Origin of the sequence: Hymenobacter rigui (assembly GCF_003944715.1) — a bacterium.
GTDB classification, from domain to species: domain Bacteria; phylum Bacteroidota; class Bacteroidia; order Cytophagales; family Hymenobacteraceae; genus Hymenobacter; species Hymenobacter rigui.
In genome coordinates, this window is the sequence record NZ_RWIT01000006.1 from 154,969 (window position 1) to 171,772 (window position 16,804).

A 16,804-nucleotide genomic window follows, 5' to 3' on the forward strand; every position below is an offset into this window, starting at 1 on the left:
AGGCGGCCCACCTTCACTCACAAGGCGGCAGGTGCGGGAGGTTGCAGACTCCGGCGCTGGTTCACGCTGCCGGGCCGCCTTCGGTTTTATTATTCTATCCGGGTGTCGTATCCTCCCGCTTCTGCATCCTATGTGTAGCAAAAACGGCCCCGCTGGCTAGCAGCGGGGCCGTTTATCGTTTGCCGGGTAAGTAGCAGCTTTTTAGAACGAGTAGTTCACCGAGGCCTTAATCACGCGGTTGTAGGCGTTGAAGTTGTTGTTTTTGTCGAGCGAGGTGAGGCCGTAGTCATATCCGGCGCTCAGGCCCAGGCCGTTCTGGAACTGGTAGCCCAGGCCACCTACTACCCCAAAGTCAACCTGGCGGAACTGGTCTTTGATGTCGAAGTTGGTGTTGATGGCGTTGAAGCCCAGCGCTCCAGCTTTTACCTGGGCCTTACCCGAGAGTAGCACCGACGCCTGCGGACCGGCGTACACATAGAACCCATCCGTCAGGTAGGCCTTGGCCAGCAGCGGAATATCCAGGTAGGCCAGGCGGCCGGTGGCGGTTACTTTGGCGTTCAGGAAGTCAAACTGCTCCAGCGGAATCCGGCCCGTGAGGATGGTGCCCTTCTCGGAGTAGCCGATACCGGGCTCAATGGCGAAGCGCGGACCCAGCGGCAGCGTAGCATAGAGGCCGGCGTAGAAACCGGGCTTCATTTGCTTGGTTACGGCCCCGTTGGTGTACTCGGCCAGATCCATCACGCTGCTGACGGCGTCGCCCGAGAAATCAGAGACGTTGACGCCAGCCCGCACCCCGAATTTCACCCCATCCGTAGCCGTGGAGGATGAATAAGAAGGTGTAGCACGCACCGCGCGGGCCTGAGCCGGACCGGTGTACTTCGGCACCCTGTGAGTAGTCACCTGGGCTTCAGCAGCCGACGAGAAAACTGAAAATAATAGAGTAGCAGCGGCCAGGCGGCCGAAAAGACGCTTCGTATTCATGGCAGGAAAGGTGTTGGAAGGAGAAACCGGCCGCCGCGTTTGTGCAGGGTGGGCCGCCAGATGACACTCAGTATTTCAAAACCGTGCCAACTTTTTATCACCCCCGAATTACTAAGCCCCTAAACACAGTTTGCTGCCCATGAAACACGGGCAGTAAACTGTGTTAATATCTAATTCAATTTTACATAGTTGCTTCACAAACAATATAGTATGCTGTGCCGGTTACGGCTTGATGGCTCCGTTCAGTAGGTGCATGATGCCGTTGTAGGCCTGTTGGTCAATCAGCGAAAAGGAGGTTTGCTGAGCCTCTACTCCGGCGTAGGTTGTAGTGCTAACCTCAAAGCCGTAGTGCGCTGGGGTGTTAATAGCCGGAAACGTGTAGCTGCCGGTGAGCCGGAGTGTACTATCCCACTGGGTAGCGCCGGCCAGGGTGGGGCGCTTTTCGCCCATTATGGTGCTGGACGTCAGATGCTGGGTGATGATGTGCAGGCGTAGCGTAGTAAGCAGGGCCGCATCGGGCACGTCGCTTAGGCTTGCCCAGGCAGAATTCTGGCGCTGCCACCGGGCCCGCAGGCCGGCATCGGAGGGCAGCAGTACGGTATAGTCGGTTTGGGGCGCGGTCAGCTCGGCCAGCAGGGCGGCGGCGGCGGGGCGTTGCAGGGCCTGCCAGAAAAGAGTGTGCTGGCTTCCGGTCTGTTGGGCCTGGGCCTGAATGAGTTCGGTCAGCGACTTGGTGCCGGGTAGTATCACCTGCTGTAGCGCATGCACCGTCCCTTCGGTCAGGGCAGTTCCTTTAACTGGGGTAACTGCCCCCGTAATGCCGTTGATGCTGACGAATTCGTTGTGGCGGGCCACCTGCAGTTCGCGGCGGGCGGCACTGGGCGCGGCCAGCAGCGTGGTGAACTGAGCGTATCCAAATGTGCTCAGGCTGCTGAGTTGCTGGTTGGGTAGCAAATGATACTGCAGTATTTCGCGCAGCTGTTGCAGTTTATTGGCATCGGTGAGGGCATTGATACGGTCCGCCGTGCTAAAGTCGGCATAGGGACCACTCAGGCGAGTGAAGGCGTCGTTGGTGGGCGCCAGCACCGTGAAAAGTGCTGCGGGCTTCAGTTCCGGCAGGAGCCCGGTTTTGCGCAGGCCGGCGTAGAAAGTGCTGTACTGCGCGTCATCGGCCAGGTGCTTTTCCAGCTGCGTTACGGGCACGGCCGGCTCCGTATCGTGCTGGCAGCTCATCAGGCCCAGCAGGCCCGTCAGGAATACAAGTAGGAGTCGAAGCGTTTTCATAGAAGTAGTAAGGTAGAAGTAGCGCAGCATGTGGGCTAACGTATGTGTAAGCTGGTGCTGATGAGGCCGGACGCGGAACGGACCTGGAGCTGGTAGTGGCCTGCGGGCCATTGGCGGGTATCCAGGGTAAGGCTGACGGTGGCAGCTGCTACCAGTTGCGGCGGCTGCACCGGGTGATTCTGCGCGTCCAGCACACTCACCTGCAGGGCTCCGTGGCGGGCCGGGAGCTGCACCTGGAAGTAGCCTTTGTTTTCAGCATCAGGCACTACCACCAAACCCGCCCGCGCCGCGGCGCAGGTGCCCGCTTGCTCTGATGACTCAGTTTCGCCCGCAGCAATGCAGTGCCATTGTGGAGTATAGCTCAGCAGAGGCAGGCTCGTGCAGAGCAGCAGAAACAGGATTTTCATAGCGTAGAAAGGTGGGCAACAGCAGCAGAGGAACCGTTACAAAGGTGGGTATTGAAGCCCCCTTGCCGCCTCACCGGAAAGCGGTAATCTGACCTACCGGAAAACCAGTATTTTTTCCGTAGCTCGTCCGTTTTCTGAAAAACCCGAGCATGTTTGCAGCCGCTATGCTGCAGCTACTATCTGGTTTTTGGGGTGGGCGGGTACTGGTAGTGTGGGGAGTACTCCTGCTACTGCTGCCCCGGCTGACTCATGCCCAGCGGTCCATCGACAGCCTGCGGCAAGCTCTGCGTGCTACCCCGGCCGATACCGAGCAGGTGAAAACAGCCCTGCGGCTATCCACCGCACTGGCCGCCACCGATACCGCCCAGGCCCGGCTGGTAGCCGCGCAGGCCTTGCGGCAGAGCAAGCGCCTGGGCTATACGTACGGGCAGGCACACAGCTGGCTGCAGCTCAGCGCCCTGCATCTTATTGGGCACCGGTTTAGGCCCGCCCGGCAGGCGGCCGGGCGGGCCGGGCAGGTGGCGGCGCCGCTGCTGCGCCAGGCACCGGGGAGCCTGCGGGTACGGCGGCTGCTGGCCGGCATTGCCAACAACCTCGGCAGCGCCGCCGACCAACAGGGCCGGGTGGCTGCCGCTACCCGGTACTACCTGCAGGCCGCTGGTTATCTGGAGGGCACGCCGGAAACTGCCGTGCTGCTCACCGTATACTCCAACCTGGGCCGCAATTTTCAGCTGCTGCGCCAGCCCGAGCAAGCAACCCGGTACTGGCGGCGGGCAGTGGCCGCCGGTGGCTCTGCGTCCCGGCCTGAGCTGTTGCCGGCTTATCTGCAGCTGGCCGCCTGGCACCTGCAGCAGCAGCACCCCGACAGTGCCCTGTACCTTTTGCAGCTGGCCCGCACCCTCCGGCCCGAAAGCAGCCTGTACGCGGGCGAGTACTATGGCGCGCTGGGGCAGTATTACCTGTTTCAGCAGGAGCCGGAGCGGGCGTATCCGGCCCTGCAACGAGCCGCCACCTACGCCACCCGTAAAGGCGACCCCGCCTATCAGGCCCGGCTGCTGTTCAGTCTGGGCCAGATGGAAGCGCAGTTAGGCAATACCAGTAAAGCCGTGGAGCTGCTGCGCAACAGTCTGCAACTGCTGCAGGGTTTGCACGATATGGAGCAGGAAGCGGCTGTACTGACGGCCTTGGGCCGCGTGGCCGAAGCCAACAGCCAGTATCAGGCGGCCCTGGGTTACGTCCGCCGCAGCCAGTCTCTGCGCGACTCCCTGGCGGCAACTACCGTGCGGCAGCAGGTCAATCAACTGGAAACTCAGTACCGCACCCGCCAGCAGACCCAGCAGCTTCGGCAGCTCCGGCAGCAGCAGCAGGCGCAGCAGCTGGCCTTCCGCCAACAGCGCCGGCTTACCACCGTGTATCTGCTGCTGGCGGTAGTGCTGGGCGCGGCCGTACTGCTGGCGCTGGGGCTGCTTCGGCACCGGCGGCGGTTGGCCCGGCAACAGCAGGAGCTGCAGCAGCAGCGCATCCGGCAGCTGGAGCAGGAGCAGGAGTTGCGCGCGGCTCAGGCCGTGCTACAGGGTCAGGAGGAGGAGCGCCGCCGCGTGGCCCGCGACCTGCACGACGGCCTGGGCGGCATGCTTTCCACCGTGAAGCTCTATCTGGGTACCCTGCGCAGCCGGCACCCATTGCCGGCACCCGCCACTGAGTTGCTGGGCCAGTCAGTAGAGCACCTGGACAGCTCCATCAGTGAGCTGCGGCGCGTGGCCCGCAACCTCATGCCCGAGGCCCTGCTGGCGCTGGGACTGGCCCAGGCCGTGCAGGATTTCTGTGACGCCCTGCGCCGCGCGGGCCAGGTGCAGCTGGAGCTGCATCTGCACGGCCTCGATACCCGCCTGCCGCCCACCATCGAAACCGGGGTGTACCGCATTGTACAGGAACTGCTGAACAACGTGGTGAAGCACGCCCGGGCCAGTCACATATTAGTGCAGCTCATGCGCCACGACGCCCTGCTGCACGTGGTAGTAGAGGACGATGGCCAGGGTTTCGACCCGACACTGGCCAGTTCGGGGGTGGGCCTGCGCAACCTACAGGCCCGGGCCGAACAGATGGGCGGTCAGCTTACTTTTGAATCCGAAATCAACCAGGGCACCACGGCTACCCTCACGCTGCTGCTGTCGGCGGCAGATGCTGCCCCCCAATCTTTCTCCCTTACCTCAAGTTGATATAGATGGCTGCTATCCGTGTACTGCTCGTCGATGACCACCGCATGGTGCTGGAAGGTCTGCGGCTTCTGCTCCAGCCGTTGCCTCACATTCAGGTGGTGGGCACCTGCGCCAGTGCCGCCGAGGCGCTGGCCGCCGTGGCCGCCGAGGCACCCGATGTAGTGCTGCTGGACCTTAACCTGCCCGACCAGCCCGGCAGCGCCGTGTGCCGCCAGCTTGCCAGCACTTACCCAAGCGTAAAAGTACTGGTGCTCACCACCCTCAACGAGAAAAGCATGGTGCAGCGGCTGATGCAGGACGGCGCCGCCGGCTACGTACTCAAGAATGCCTCCCCCGAGGAGCTGGCCGAAGCCATCAGCCGGGTGCACGCGGGCCGCAAGTACTTCAGCGACGAAGTACAGGAGCTACTGTTGCAACCTACCCCGCCCGCGCCGGCCGTACCGACCCTCACCCGGCGCGAAAAAGAAATCCTGCCCCTCATTGCCCAGGGCCTCACCAGCCAGGCCATTGCCGATCAGCTGTTCCTGAGCGCCCTCACCGTGGAAACCCACCGCCGCAACATCCTGGCAAAATTCGAGGTGAACAACACGGCCGCCCTGATTCGGCTGGCTGGGGAGCACGGGTTGTTGTAGAAATCCGTTTTAATAGACCGTCATTCCGAGCGAAGCCGAGGAATCTCGCGTGCTGACGTTGCCAAACTATCCGTCATGCTGAGCTTGTCGAAGCATCTCTACCGCTTCGTTAGATTACCATCACAACGTCAGCACGCGAGATTCCTCGGCTTCGCTCGGAATGACGGTCTATTAAAAAACCTGCTCAACGGCTTGCCGCGCGCTGGTTGTACTGGCGCACCACCGTTTCCAGCTCGGCTAAGCCGTAGCCGGGCTGCCGGGTGGCTACGCGCTGGGCCAGCTCTTTATCAGCGGCCAGAAAACCGGCTACCTGGCTGGCGAACTTCTCGGGGTCGATGCGCAGGATGGTGCCGTCGGCGCGGCGCAGGTACCACCGGGCACCGACTGTTACGCTGCCCGAAGCTGGTGTGCTCAGCACCGGGGCCGAGCCCATAAAGCTGGCCACCGGCAGGGGCACTGTCTTCACCCGGAATACCTCCACCGGTCCCGCTACCCGCAGGGCGGCCAACTCGCCTAGCTCCTTCGGGTCCGGCTGCATCAAGGCCGAATAATGGTTGCCCACCCGCACCCACCTGACGTTGGCGGCGGCTATCAGCTTGGGTTTGAGGCTGGCGGAGGCGGGCAGGCTGATATAGTAAGGCACCACTGCCTCAAAGCCGGCATCGGTGGTGGGCAGACAGACCCGCACCACGGGGCCACGCTTAGGTACCAGCGTGCCCCATGCATAGGTGTGGCCGCCGTAACCCGGGGCGGTGCCAGTAGTGTCAGGAGCTTGAGCCGGGCCGCTCAGCAATAGGAGCAGGGTAGAAATCAGCATAGAAATAGGAAGAAAGGCGTAGGAAGCCTGCCTGGCAAAAACAGTGCTAAGCTGCTCCGTTACGGCTTCGACTCGGCTATTCCTTCCTCTATCTTATTCAAAAAAGCATGCCCATCTCTTAATACTTTTTCTAGCTGAATTTTAGCCTCCTGAAAGTGTGGATATGCCTGTTGGGGCCTTTTAAGCTGCATGTTGAGGGCACCCAGATAAAACTGTAGCAAGCCCTGCGCGGTAGGTTCCTTGGACGCCGTGGGTAGCTGGCTGCTGAAAAAGGCCTCCGCCTCCGCCCACTGATTATTATTCTGGTAAATGTCCATGATGTCGTTGAACATCTGGTCGTCGGCCGGATTGAGCTGGTACAGCTTGGCGGCCCAGCCCGGTGCCTCCGGTGAGTGGGCCGCCACCGCCAACCGCAGCATCCCCAGCATGGAAGGCGTATCCTGCGGGTTCAGGGCCAGGCTTTGCTGATAGGCGGCTTTGGACTCGGCCGGTTTCTGCTGCTGCTCCTGCAGCATGCCCAGCATACGGGCGGCATCGGCCCGGCGGCGCGGCTCGTCCACGTACAGGTTGTAGGCGGCTTTGGCGTGCGGAATGCCTTCAGCGGATTTCTTCTGCAGCCAGAGCGCGTACGAGAGGTTGTAGTGCGAGTTGGGATAATCGGCCTTCAGCGCCACCGACTTTTCGAAGGCCACCGTGGCGGGCACCACTTGGTCGCGCAGGAGCTGCACGTAGCCCAGCCCGAAGTAGGAGGTGTAGTCGCCGAGGCCGTGGGCGTGGGCCGCGTTGTAGTAGCGCAGCACCAAATCCTGCTTTTGCTGCTCGGGCTTGTCCTGCTCCCCGCACCCACACGCAAGCACCGCGTACCAATAGTCGCCAAGGCCTTTGCTGAGGGCATAGTTGGTGGGGTACTTGCGTTGCAAGCGGTTGAGCTCCAGCGGCAGGTTCAGCAGGTGCATGGAGTAGTTGCCTTCCCGGCCGCGCAGCTTTTCTACGGTTTCGCCGGGGGCCAGGTCGCGCAGGCCGAACCCCTGGTGGCCCATGCTAATGAGGTAGTAGTCCAGCACCAGCTTTTCCTTGGCCAGTAGCACCTCCGGCTGCAGGTTTTTGGGGTCGGCCTTGTCCAGCACGGTAAAAGCCGATTCGTATTTCTTCTCTTGTGTGAGCTGGGCTGCCTGAGCCAATACAGTTGGCACGGGAGTTTGGGCCGAGGCTGCCTGAATGGTCAGCGCTAATGCTGTAACTATGCTATAAACGCGCATTAATCAACGAGTTGTCTATCCTGTTTTTGCGTGCAGCACGCAGGCCGCCACGGTAGCGGAAAGTTGCCGTTTTTTCGACTGATTTCGGATACAAACGAACAGTTGTTCGGGCTTTTTTTACATTTTTTGTTTGGAATTACCGCCGGCCGGTCCCACCTTGCCGACAGTAAAAGCCCCTGACACTCATGGCTCAGCCCACGGCCCGCTTCTTTTTTAGCTATACCTTCTACTACGCCCACGCGTAGTCGAGCGGCCTCCCTGTAGCCTTCCTAACCCGAATCCTTCAGCGCCTCTCGACAACTTCGGGAGGCGCTTTTTTTACGCTCATTTTCTCCGCCCCATGGCACCGCAGGCATTCTTTTATTACGGCTTTAGCTACGGCTTCTTTTACCGGAAGCCGCCGGGGTCCACTTGCCAGCTGTGAACGGTTATCCTTCACACCACAGCAACCCAGGGCCCCACACCGGAGGCCCTTTTTTGTTGCCTGTCAGTCAAACTCACCAGCTCACAATTTCACCACTTCACCGCATGATTGCCATTCAGGGTTTCGCCGGAAGTTTCCACCAGATAGCCGCCCACCAGCACTTCGGCGCGGACGTGGCGGTACTGCCCTGCGCCACCTTTACCGGGCTGGTGCAGGCCGTGGCCCAGGGCCGGGCCCGCGCCGCCGTTATGGCCATCGAAAACTCCATTGCCGGCAGCATTCTGCCCAACTACACGCTGCTGCGCAAAACCGGCCTGCGAGTGGTGGGTGAGGTGTACCTGCACATTGGTCAGCAGCTGCTGGCGTTGCCCGGCCAAACCCTGGCCGATATCCGGGAGGTACACTCGCACCCCATGGCCCTGCTGCAATGCGCTGATTACTTGGGTCAACACCCGCACTGGAAGCTGGTGGAAACCGAGGATACGGCCCTGAGTGCCCAGCGCATCCGGGAGCAGCAACGCACGGGCGTGGCGGCCGTAGCCGGGCACCTGGCCGCCGAGCTGTTCGACCTAAACGTGCTGGCCGCCGATATTCAGTCGGAGAAAAACAACTACACCCGGTTTCTGGTGGTGGCCCGCCCCGACGATGCCCGGCCGGTAGAGCAGCCCACCAAGGCCTCGCTCTACTTCGAAGCACCGCACACTACCGGCAGTCTGGCCCGCATCCTCACGGCCGTGGCTGAGCGGGGCGTGAACCTGAGCAAGCTGCAGTCGTGCCCCCAGCCGGGCCGCACCTGGCACTACTTCTTCCACGCCGATTTGGAGTTTGATGCTCCGGCTCAGCTGGACGAAACTCTGGCTGCCCTGGCTCCCCTTACTGAAAATCTGCAACTGCTGGGAGCTTACGCTAAAGGACTGGATGACAGCAAAAGCCAGCATTCGGAGCCGGCGAAGAAGCTGCTCACGCTTGCCTAACTGAATAACCGGCTGTTTGTCACAACAAGGCCCTCAACCAACCATTACAACCAACCATCAGCTTACCCTCATGCAAGTTGCCAGCCGCCTTCAGCATATTCAGGAATACTACTTCTCCCAGAAGCTGCGGGAAATTGACGGCATGAACAAAGCCGGCGCGCAGGTGATTAACCTCGGCATCGGTAGCCCCGATATGCCCCCGCACCCCAAGGTTATTGCCGCCCTCACCCGCGCCGCCGAGCAGCCCAACACCCACGCCTACCAGGGCTACAAGGGCGTGCCCGCGCTACGCCAGGCCATGGCCGACTGGTACCAGCGGCAGTACGGCGTGGCCCTGAACCCCGACACGGAACTGCTGCCGCTGCTGGGCTCCAAGGAAGGCATCATCCACATCAGCATGACGCTGCTGGAGGCCGGCGACGAGGTGCTGATTCCGAACCCCGGCTACCCGGCCTACCGCGCCGCCGCCCACCTCAGCGGCGCCACCCCCATCGACTACGACCTGAAACCAGAGAACAACTGGCTACCCGACCTGCAGGCCCTAGCCCAGCACGACCTGAGCCGGGTGAAGCTGATGTGGGTGAACTACCCGCACATGCCCACCGGCACGGCCCCCAGTCCCGAGTTCTTCGAGCAACTGGTGGCGTTTGCCCAGGCCCACAACATCCTGCTGGTGCACGATAACCCCTACAGCTTCATCCTGAACCAGACTCAGCCCCAGAGCCTGCTGGCGGTGCCGGGGGCGCGGGAAGTGGCTCTGGAGCTGAACTCCCTAAGCAAGTCGCACAACATGGCGGGGTGGCGCGTGGGGCTGCTGGCCGGCCGGGCCGACGTGCTGCAGGACGTGCTCCGCTTCAAGAGCAACCTCGACTCGGGGATGTTTCTGCCGGTGCAGCTGGCCGCTGTGGAGGCCCTGAACCTGGATGCCAGCTGGTACGAGGAGCTGAACGCCCACTACCGGGCCCGCCGGGAGCTGGTGTTTGAGCTGCTGCACCTGCTGGGCTGCTCCTTCGATGCCAATCAGGTAGGCCTGTTCGTGTGGGCGCAGGTACCGACCACGTATGCCGACGGCTACGCCCTCAGCGACGAAATTCTGCAACAAGCCCGGGTGTTCCTGACGCCGGGCGGCATCTTCGGCAGCAACGGCAACGGCTTCATTCGCATCAGTCTGTGCCAGCCCATCGAGGTGCTGCAGCAGGCACTGGGGCGGGTGCGGGAGGCATTAGGCAAATAATCTCATCGTCATGGTAGTTACCATCATCGGAATTGGCCTGATTGGCGGGTCGCTGGCCCTGAGCCTCAAGGAAACCGCCCTGGCCCACCACATCATTGGGGTGGACCGCAGCCCCGAGCACCTGCGCGAAGCCGTGGCCATCGGCCTCATCGATGAGCCCACCCAGGACCTATCCGAGGCCGTGCGCCGCGCCGACCTGGTAGTGGTGGCCGTGCCTATGGACGCCATGCTCAAGGTGCTGCCCCAGGTGTTAGACGCGGCCACCGAGCGGCAAACGGTTATCGACGTAGGCTCCACCAAGGCCCTGCTGCTGGGCGCAGTAGAAAATCACCCGCAACGGAGCCGGTTTGTGGCGGTACACCCAATGGCCGGCACCGAGTACTCGGGACCTTCGGCGGCTTTGCCGGGGCTGTTTCGGGATAAGACGCTGGTAATCTGCGACGCGCCCCGTAGCGCCCCGGATGCCGTGGCGCGGGTGGAGGCCGTGTTTGGGCGCTTGGCCATGCGGCTGGTGTACATGGATGGCACCGCCCACGATCTGCACACAGCCTACATTTCGCACATTTCGCACATCACCTCCTTTGCCCTGGCCCTCACGGTGCTGGAAAAGGAAAAGGAAGACGAGCAGATTTTCGCCCTGGCCAGCGGTGGTTTCGAATCAACGGTGCGCCTGGCCAAAAGCTCGCCCGATATGTGGGTGCCCATCTTCCGCCAGAACCGGGAAAACGTGCTGGATGTGTTGGATGAGCATATTCACCAGCTTCAGCACCTGCGCCAGCTGTTGAATCAGGAAGACTATTCGGCTGTTTATCAGCAGATCCAACAGGCCAACCTCATCAAGAAAATTCTGAAGTAAGCTGTTGTTACACAGCCGCTCCTCGCAAAACATACAACCTAATCATACCATGAGTCAGTCGCTTACCTCTGAGCAACCCGTTGCCACCTCGTTGCTGAAGAAAAAACCGCTTATCATTTCCGGGCCCTGCTCCGCCGAAACTGAGGAGCAGCTCATTGCCACCTGCACCCAACTGGCCGCCACAGGCAAAGTAGATATGCTGCGGGCCGGCATCTGGAAGCCCCGCACCAAGCCGGGCATGTTCGAGGGCATCGGCACCAAAGGGCTGCCGTGGCTGCAGAAAGCCAAGCAACTCACCGGCCTGCCCACCACGGTGGAGGTAGCTACGCCCAAGCACGTGGAGGACGCGCTGGCTTTCGATGTGGACGTGCTCTGGATTGGGGCCCGCACCACAGTAAACCCCTTCTCGGTACAGGCCCTGGCCGATGCGCTACGGGGCGTGGATATTCCGGTGCTCATCAAAAACCCCGTGCACCCCGACCTGGAGCTGTGGCTGGGGGCCGTGGAGCGCCTAGCGAAAGTGGGCGTGAAAGACCTGGGCCTCATTCACCGGGGTTTTGCCAGCTACGGCAACACCGAGTTCCGCAACGCGCCCATGTGGCACCTGCCCATTGAGATGAAGCGCCGCCTGCCCGAGCTGCCCATCATCTGCGACCCGAGCCACATCTGCGGCAACCGCACCGGTTTGGCCGCCGTGGCCCAGAAAAGCATCGACCTGGATTTCGACGGGCTGATGCTGGAGTCGCACATTGACCCAGACAATGCCTGGAGCGACGCCAAACAGCAGGTAACGCCCCAACGTCTGGCCGAGCTGCTCGACGGCCTCATCTGGCGTCACGAAACCACCGACCAGCAGGAGTTCCTCAGCAAGCTGGCCCAGATGCGCGAGCAAATCAACCAGCTCGACGATGAGATTCTGCATCTGTTGGGCCGCCGCATGCAGGTAGCTGAAAGCATTGGCACCTACAAGAAGGAAAACAACATTACCATTCTGCAAACCAGCCGCTGGAATGAAATTCTGGAGCGTGGCATCCAGAAAGGTCACAAGCTGGGCCTCACCGAAGACTTCATCATGAAGTACTTCGACGCGGTACACCTGGAATCCATCAACCGCCAAAACCGCGTGATGAACCAGAAATAAGTTTCTAGTTGCTGGTTTCTAGTTATTAGAACGAACTAACAACTAGAAACCAGCAACTAGAAACTTATTTCATCCTTTCCTCAATCTGGCTGAGCAGGAAGGCGGCATCTTCCTTGTGGGGGTCGTCGGGGAAGAGTTCCAGGGCGCGGCGGGCGTGCTCCTGCGCTTTCGGAAACTGCTTTAGCTCCAGGAGTACAAAGGCCAGGTTGAGGTGAGCGGTGGCGTAGGTGGGCCGGAGCTGCAACGCCCGCTCAAACGGGACCAGACTTTCCCGGAACTGGCCCAGCCGCTGGTAGGCATAGCCCAGCGCGAAATAGGAAAGATAGTCGCCCTGACCGTGGGCGTGGGCTTCCTGGTACTGGGTAATGGTGCGCCGGAACACCTCATCCTCGCCCAGCTCGGCCTCGGCACAGTCGCACTGCTGCACGATGAAATAGTAGTCGCCGAGGGCGCGGGCCAGCTTGTAGTTATCGGGGAAGCGGGTTTGCAGGCGTTCCAGCACCTTACGCACCGGAAAGGCGTAGCGCAGCGAGTCTTGGCCCAGCTGCCGGATGCTGTCGAGGCTGGGGTCCAGAAGTTTGAGGTTGCGGAAGGCGAAGCGGTGCAGGTTTTCGGTGCCGGCATAGTAGTTCAGGGCCACATCCGTTTTCATCAGCACCACAGCCGGCACGGCGTTGGCGGGGTCGGTGAGGGCGAGCAGCTGCCAGGCAGCTTCGTAGCGACGCTCCAGCACCAGCTGCCGGGCCTGGCGCAAAGCTGTTGCCTCGGCAGCAGCAGCCGTACCCGCGGCCGTTTGGGCCCGGGCCGGGGCCGGCCCCAAGCCGGCGCACAACAGAAAAAACAGGGACAACAGACGCATCATCAGGAATCAAAGATGCGGGTTTTTACCGGCTGGCACCAAGCCACTGAAAAGTCTGAATCCGGCGAGTTGTGGTGGGCTGCTTCCGCCAAAAAATGTGCAGGTTGCCGCCCCAACCCGGCTTCGCAACTTGCGGGCCACGGTTGAGTATAACCAACCCTCCTCTCACCCTTTCCTGCGGGTATGCTTTTTTACACGGTTATGAAGCCCCTGGTGCAGGTGGCCCTGCGCGTTTTTTTCCGGCAGCTGGAAGTGCGCCACCCCGAGCGCCTGCAGCAGCCGGGGCCGCTGCTCATCTGCAGCAACCACCCCAATACCCTCATGGACCCCTTGGTAGCGGCCGTAAACCGCCGCCAGCCCATTGCCTTTCTGGCTAAGAGCACCTTCTTCCAGAATCCCGTTCTGCGGGCCATTATGGAGTCGGGCAATTCCATCCCCATCTACCGCCGCCAGGATGTGGATTCCGGGGCCGAAAAGCTGACGCCCGAGCAGTTGGAAGCCATGAACGAGAAGATTTTCGGCCGCTGCTATGATTACTTCGACAAGGGTGGCACCATCATGATTTTTCCGGAAGGCACCAGCGTGCAGGAGCGGCGGCTGCGGCCCCTGAAAACCGGCGCGGCCCGCATTGCCCTGGGTGCCGAGGCCCGCCACGATTTCCGGCTGGGCCTGCGCATTCTACCCATGGGTATCAACTACTTCGACCCCAGTCGGTTCCGCTCCGATGTGTTTGTGAATGTGGCCGAGCCCATTGCCGTGGCCGACTACGCCACCCGCTACCGCCAGGACCCTGAAGCCGCCGCCGATGCCCTGACTGAGGAAATCCGCCGCCGCATGGAACAACGGCTGGTAATAACCCGCACCGACGAGGAAGACGAGCTGGTGACCCAAGTGGAGCGCACCTTCGGCCAGCACCTCATCCAGGACGACGATGAAACCCTCTACGACAACTTCCAGCTCAGCCGCACGCTGCTGAAGGCCGTGCGCTACTTTGAGGAGCACGATGCCGGCCGTTTGGGCGAGGCCCGCGAGAAGCTGCAGGCCTACCACGAGGAGCTGCACCGCCTGCGCCTCACCGACGATGCGCTGGAGACGCGGGGGCCGTCGGGCGGGCGGCTGCGCCGGGCCGTATCGGCCGGGGTGCGGCTGGTACTGGGTGCCCCGCTCTATCTGTACGGGCTGATCAATAGTTACCTGCCCTACAAAATTCCGTCTTTGGTCGCCCGCAGCGCCACCAAGGATGTGGAGTTCGTGGCTCCCATTATGCTGGTAGTGGGCATGATAACATTTACCGGGTTCTACCTGGGGCAAACGGCGCTGGTGCACCATTTTACGGGCAGCTGGCTCTGGGCGCTGCTCTACTTTGTAAGCCTGCCGCTTACCGGGTTTTACGCCCTGAGCTACGCCGGTAACCTGCGCAGCCGCCTACGCCGTTTGCGGGTGTTGCGCCTGTTCCGGCAGCAGCCCCAGCGCCTGGAAGCCCTGCTGCGCCAGCGTACCGAGCTGGTTCGGTTGCTGCGCGAGGCCCGGGCTACGTATCTGGCGAAGTAGTTGTTAGTTGGTGGTTGCCAGCGCAGAGTTATGTTTTGCAACGAACAACTGACAACCACCAACTAACAATTAAAACCCCCGTTTCAGCCCGCCTCCCAGGGTGAGGATATCTACCAGGCGCAGGCTGCGGTTGGTGAGCCGACTGACAAGGTGCAGGTCGTTGGTACTGAGTTCGGCGTAGGCGGTAGTTGACTGCTGGTGCGGCCCGCCGTAGTTGACCCGGGTGCCAGCCAGTAGCCCCAGCCGCACCGCCGACGACCACCAGTAGTAGCCCGGCCGGTAATTGCCAGCCGAGTTATTGGTGAGGAAAAACTGCTGCCCGGTAGTGTAGTTTATCATGGCTCCCAGCGTAACCGGGGTAGCCTGCCAGCGCGACTGGCCCAACCGGGGCGACCAGGGCAGGTACGTCGTTTTCAGAGTGAAAATGGCCAGCGGCTTGCTGCCACTCAGCCGACGCGGTACGTAACCCACCAACAGTTCCGGCTCCAGCCGCTGCCGGGCAAGCCGGTAGCCGCCCCCCAGTGCTACCAGTCCGGTGCCGCCGGCCACGTGCAGGGTCAGGTAGAAAGGGCCGGCGGCAGGCTCGGGTGCCTGAGCACATGTTTGATTTACAAGTAGGCACAGCGCCAGTGGGAGGCCCGTATGCACCCCGTTACCAATCCAGCCCATACGTTACGGTCTGTAATCGGTACTTGCGCTGCCCCCATACTGTTAATATGTGGTAGCGTTTTTTCTGCAGGCTATAGGTGGTGAGGTACGTAACCCCATCCTGGTATGGCTGCCCAACGGTAAACCGGTGAATGTGCGCCCCCAGGTGAAACACCAGGCGGTTGCAGCCCCGTAGCGCAGCCGTGTAAGCCGGCACTACGGCAGGGTCAAAATCCTCATCCTGGGGCGGTACGTGGCTGACCACTACAGTTTGCCGGGTGCCGGCCGTATCGGTCAACTGCTGCTGCAGCCAGGCTACATCGGGTACCTTGTGGTTGAAGCCGTACTCACGACCATTAGTGTCCAGGCAAATGAACTGGGTGCCCTGATAGCGGAAGGTGTAGTTAAGCGGGCCATATACCTCCTGGTACACCGCCCGCCCATTGCCTACCAAATCGTGGTTGCCAATAACGGTGAGGTAGGGGACACTGAGCAGCCGCAGCCGCTGGTGCACCCACCGAAACTCCCGCGTCAGCCCGAAGTCGGATATATCCCCCCCAATCAGCACGAAGTCAATGCCGGGCTGCTGGTTTACGCTGGCTACAAAGGCCTCAGTTTCATCGTAAAACCGCTGCGTATCCCCCACAAACACAAACCGGATGGTATCGTCGGGGGCTGGAGCGGTCTGCAGCCGGGTCAGCTGCTGCCGGGTGAGGCCGCGCTCCTGCGTCGGTACGTACGCCTGGTTAGGACTGAATTCCACCAGCTGACAGCCGCCCAGCAGTAGCACCATCCCCGCAAAACAGCTCGTCCGCAGCATACGTATGCGGGCAGCCCGGCGCCCACCCCGTTTTCTAAATGTCCAGCTTCAATCCTAAGCTCAGCGTCAGGATGTCAGCAGGGGAAAGCCCCCGTCGATTCTGAACGTAGCTTACGATGTATAAGTCGTTTGTACTGAACTCGTAATACGCGGATAGGTTTCGGCTACGGCCACTGGCTGTGGCTGGCAGCGCGTAGCTCAGCCGGCTGCCGAGCAGTGGCCCAACCCGCGTGTCCGTAGAAAACCAATAGTAACCGGGTTGGTACTGGTCGGGCTCCTCATCGTTGATGGTGCCGTGGGTGTAGCTAAAGTAGCCACCCACCGATAAGGGTTTCAGTGTCAGCTTGTCATGCAGGGGCAGGCTCCACGGTGAGTAAATCAGCTTGGCTGAGGCCAGCGACAGGGCCGAGCCGGCATATTTCTCCGGCACGTAGCCAATGAGAATATCCAGGTCGAGGCGGTCTTTGAGGCTGAAGCCGGCTCCTCCGGCAATCATGCCCAGGCCCCCGCCCGTTTGCAATACTACGTGGTTGGGGCGGTACCAGGGTAGCGGATTGCTGGGAGAAACGCGGCCGGCGGGAGCCGGTGCGGTAGGCACGCCCACAGAGTCGGGCAGGGCACCAGGCACAGAGGAAATGGAAGCCGACACGGCCAGCGGAGCCGCTACCAGGGCGGCCAGAATCAGGCGGAACTGCATC

16 protein-coding genes are annotated in these 16,804 nt (G+C 61.4%); 7 read left to right on the plus strand and 9 right to left on the minus strand.

The window, feature by feature from the left end; all coding sequences use genetic code 11:
• Positions 1 to 201: 201 nt before the first annotated feature.
• From EI291_RS13305 to EI291_RS13315, 3 genes are all read right to left on the minus strand, one after another.
• Positions 202 to 981, minus strand: coding sequence for a porin family protein (locus EI291_RS13305; RefSeq protein ID WP_125420670.1), 780 nt, complete (start codon positions 979 to 981; stop codon positions 202 to 204).
• 222 nt (positions 982 to 1,203) lie between these two features.
• Positions 1,204 to 2,265, minus strand: coding sequence for a fasciclin domain-containing protein (locus EI291_RS13310; protein WP_170172634.1), 1,062 nt, complete (start codon positions 2,263 to 2,265; stop codon positions 1,204 to 1,206).
• Between the two features lie 35 nt (positions 2,266 to 2,300).
• Positions 2,301 to 2,672 carry a hypothetical protein gene (locus EI291_RS13315; RefSeq protein ID WP_125420674.1) on the minus strand — a complete coding sequence of 124 codons (372 nt, stop codon included), beginning with the start codon at positions 2,670 to 2,672 and terminating at the stop codon, positions 2,301 to 2,303.
• Between the two features lie 149 nt (positions 2,673 to 2,821).
• Here EI291_RS13315 and EI291_RS13320 point away from each other — a divergent pair, with 149 nt between their 5' ends.
• Complete coding sequence (locus EI291_RS13320) at positions 2,822 to 4,891, plus strand: ATP-binding protein (RefSeq protein ID WP_125420676.1); 2,070 nt, start codon at positions 2,822 to 2,824, stop codon at positions 4,889 to 4,891.
• Positions 4,892 to 4,896: 5 nt separating this feature from the next.
• Positions 4,897 to 5,523 (plus strand): response regulator, encoded by a 627-nt coding sequence (locus EI291_RS13325; protein ID WP_125420678.1) that lies wholly within the window; start codon positions 4,897 to 4,899, stop codon positions 5,521 to 5,523.
• 184 nt (positions 5,524 to 5,707) lie between these two features.
• On the opposite strand, the gene EI291_RS13330 is transcribed toward EI291_RS13325, so the two are convergent.
• Together EI291_RS13330 and EI291_RS13335 are read right to left on the minus strand one after the other, a co-directional pair.
• Entirely contained in the window at positions 5,708 to 6,340 is a 633-nt protein-coding gene (locus EI291_RS13330) for a hypothetical protein (RefSeq protein ID WP_125420680.1), read from the minus strand.
• A 59-nt stretch (positions 6,341 to 6,399) separates the two neighbouring features.
• On the minus strand, positions 6,400 to 7,599 hold the full coding sequence (locus EI291_RS13335; RefSeq protein ID WP_125420681.1) for a UDP-N-acetylglucosamine--peptide N-acetylglucosaminyltransferase SPINDLY family protein: 1,200 nt from the start codon (positions 7,597 to 7,599) through the stop codon (positions 6,400 to 6,402).
• Positions 7,600 to 8,127: 528 nt separating this feature from the next.
• On the opposite strand from EI291_RS13335, the gene EI291_RS13340 reads away from it, so the two are divergent.
• From EI291_RS13340 to EI291_RS13355, 4 genes are all read left to right on the plus strand, one after another.
• A complete protein-coding gene (locus EI291_RS13340) occupies positions 8,128 to 8,997 on the plus strand; it encodes a prephenate dehydratase (RefSeq protein ID WP_125420683.1) in 870 nt (289 codons plus the stop codon).
• Between the two features lie 70 nt (positions 8,998 to 9,067).
• Positions 9,068 to 10,231 carry a pyridoxal phosphate-dependent aminotransferase gene (locus tag EI291_RS13345; RefSeq protein ID WP_125420685.1) on the plus strand — a complete coding sequence of 388 codons (1,164 nt, stop codon included), beginning with the start codon at positions 9,068 to 9,070 and terminating at the stop codon, positions 10,229 to 10,231.
• Between the two features lie 10 nt (positions 10,232 to 10,241).
• A complete protein-coding gene (locus tag EI291_RS13350; RefSeq protein ID WP_125420687.1) occupies positions 10,242 to 11,087 on the plus strand; it encodes a prephenate dehydrogenase in 846 nt (281 codons plus the stop codon).
• Between the two features lie 49 nt (positions 11,088 to 11,136).
• Positions 11,137 to 12,228, plus strand: a complete 1,092-nt coding sequence (locus EI291_RS13355) for a chorismate mutase (protein ID WP_125420689.1) — start codon at positions 11,137 to 11,139, stop codon at positions 12,226 to 12,228.
• A gap of 64 nt (positions 12,229 to 12,292) precedes the next feature.
• On the opposite strand, the gene EI291_RS13360 is transcribed toward EI291_RS13355, so the two are convergent.
• Positions 12,293 to 13,090 (minus strand): tetratricopeptide repeat protein, encoded by a 798-nt coding sequence (locus tag EI291_RS13360; protein ID WP_125420691.1) that lies wholly within the window; start codon positions 13,088 to 13,090, stop codon positions 12,293 to 12,295.
• A gap of 180 nt (positions 13,091 to 13,270) precedes the next feature.
• Here EI291_RS13360 and EI291_RS13365 point away from each other — a divergent pair, with 180 nt between their 5' ends.
• The gene (locus tag EI291_RS13365; RefSeq protein WP_125420693.1) at positions 13,271 to 14,638 is read left to right on the plus strand and encodes a lysophospholipid acyltransferase family protein; all 1,368 of its coding nucleotides are present in this window, start codon (positions 13,271 to 13,273) and stop codon (positions 14,636 to 14,638) included.
• A gap of 69 nt (positions 14,639 to 14,707) precedes the next feature.
• Here EI291_RS13365 and EI291_RS13370 read toward each other — a convergent pair whose 3' ends face one another.
• Genes EI291_RS13370 through EI291_RS13380 form a run of 3 tightly spaced genes read right to left on the minus strand, consistent with a single transcriptional unit; the run spans position 14,708 to position 16,803 of the window.
• Positions 14,708 to 15,307 (minus strand): hypothetical protein, encoded by a 600-nt coding sequence (locus tag EI291_RS13370; protein WP_125420695.1) that lies wholly within the window; start codon positions 15,305 to 15,307, stop codon positions 14,708 to 14,710.
• Complete coding sequence (locus tag EI291_RS13375; RefSeq protein WP_240635545.1) at positions 15,291 to 16,106, minus strand: metallophosphoesterase family protein; 816 nt, start codon at positions 16,104 to 16,106, stop codon at positions 15,291 to 15,293. The genes EI291_RS13370 and EI291_RS13375 overlap by 17 nt, the downstream gene beginning before the upstream one ends.
• A 34-nt stretch (positions 16,107 to 16,140) precedes the next feature.
• Positions 16,141 to 16,803: a hypothetical protein gene (locus EI291_RS13380; protein ID WP_125420696.1), complete on the minus strand. Its 663-nt coding sequence runs from the start codon at positions 16,801 to 16,803 to the stop codon at positions 16,141 to 16,143.
• Position 16,804: the final 1 nt, after the last annotated feature.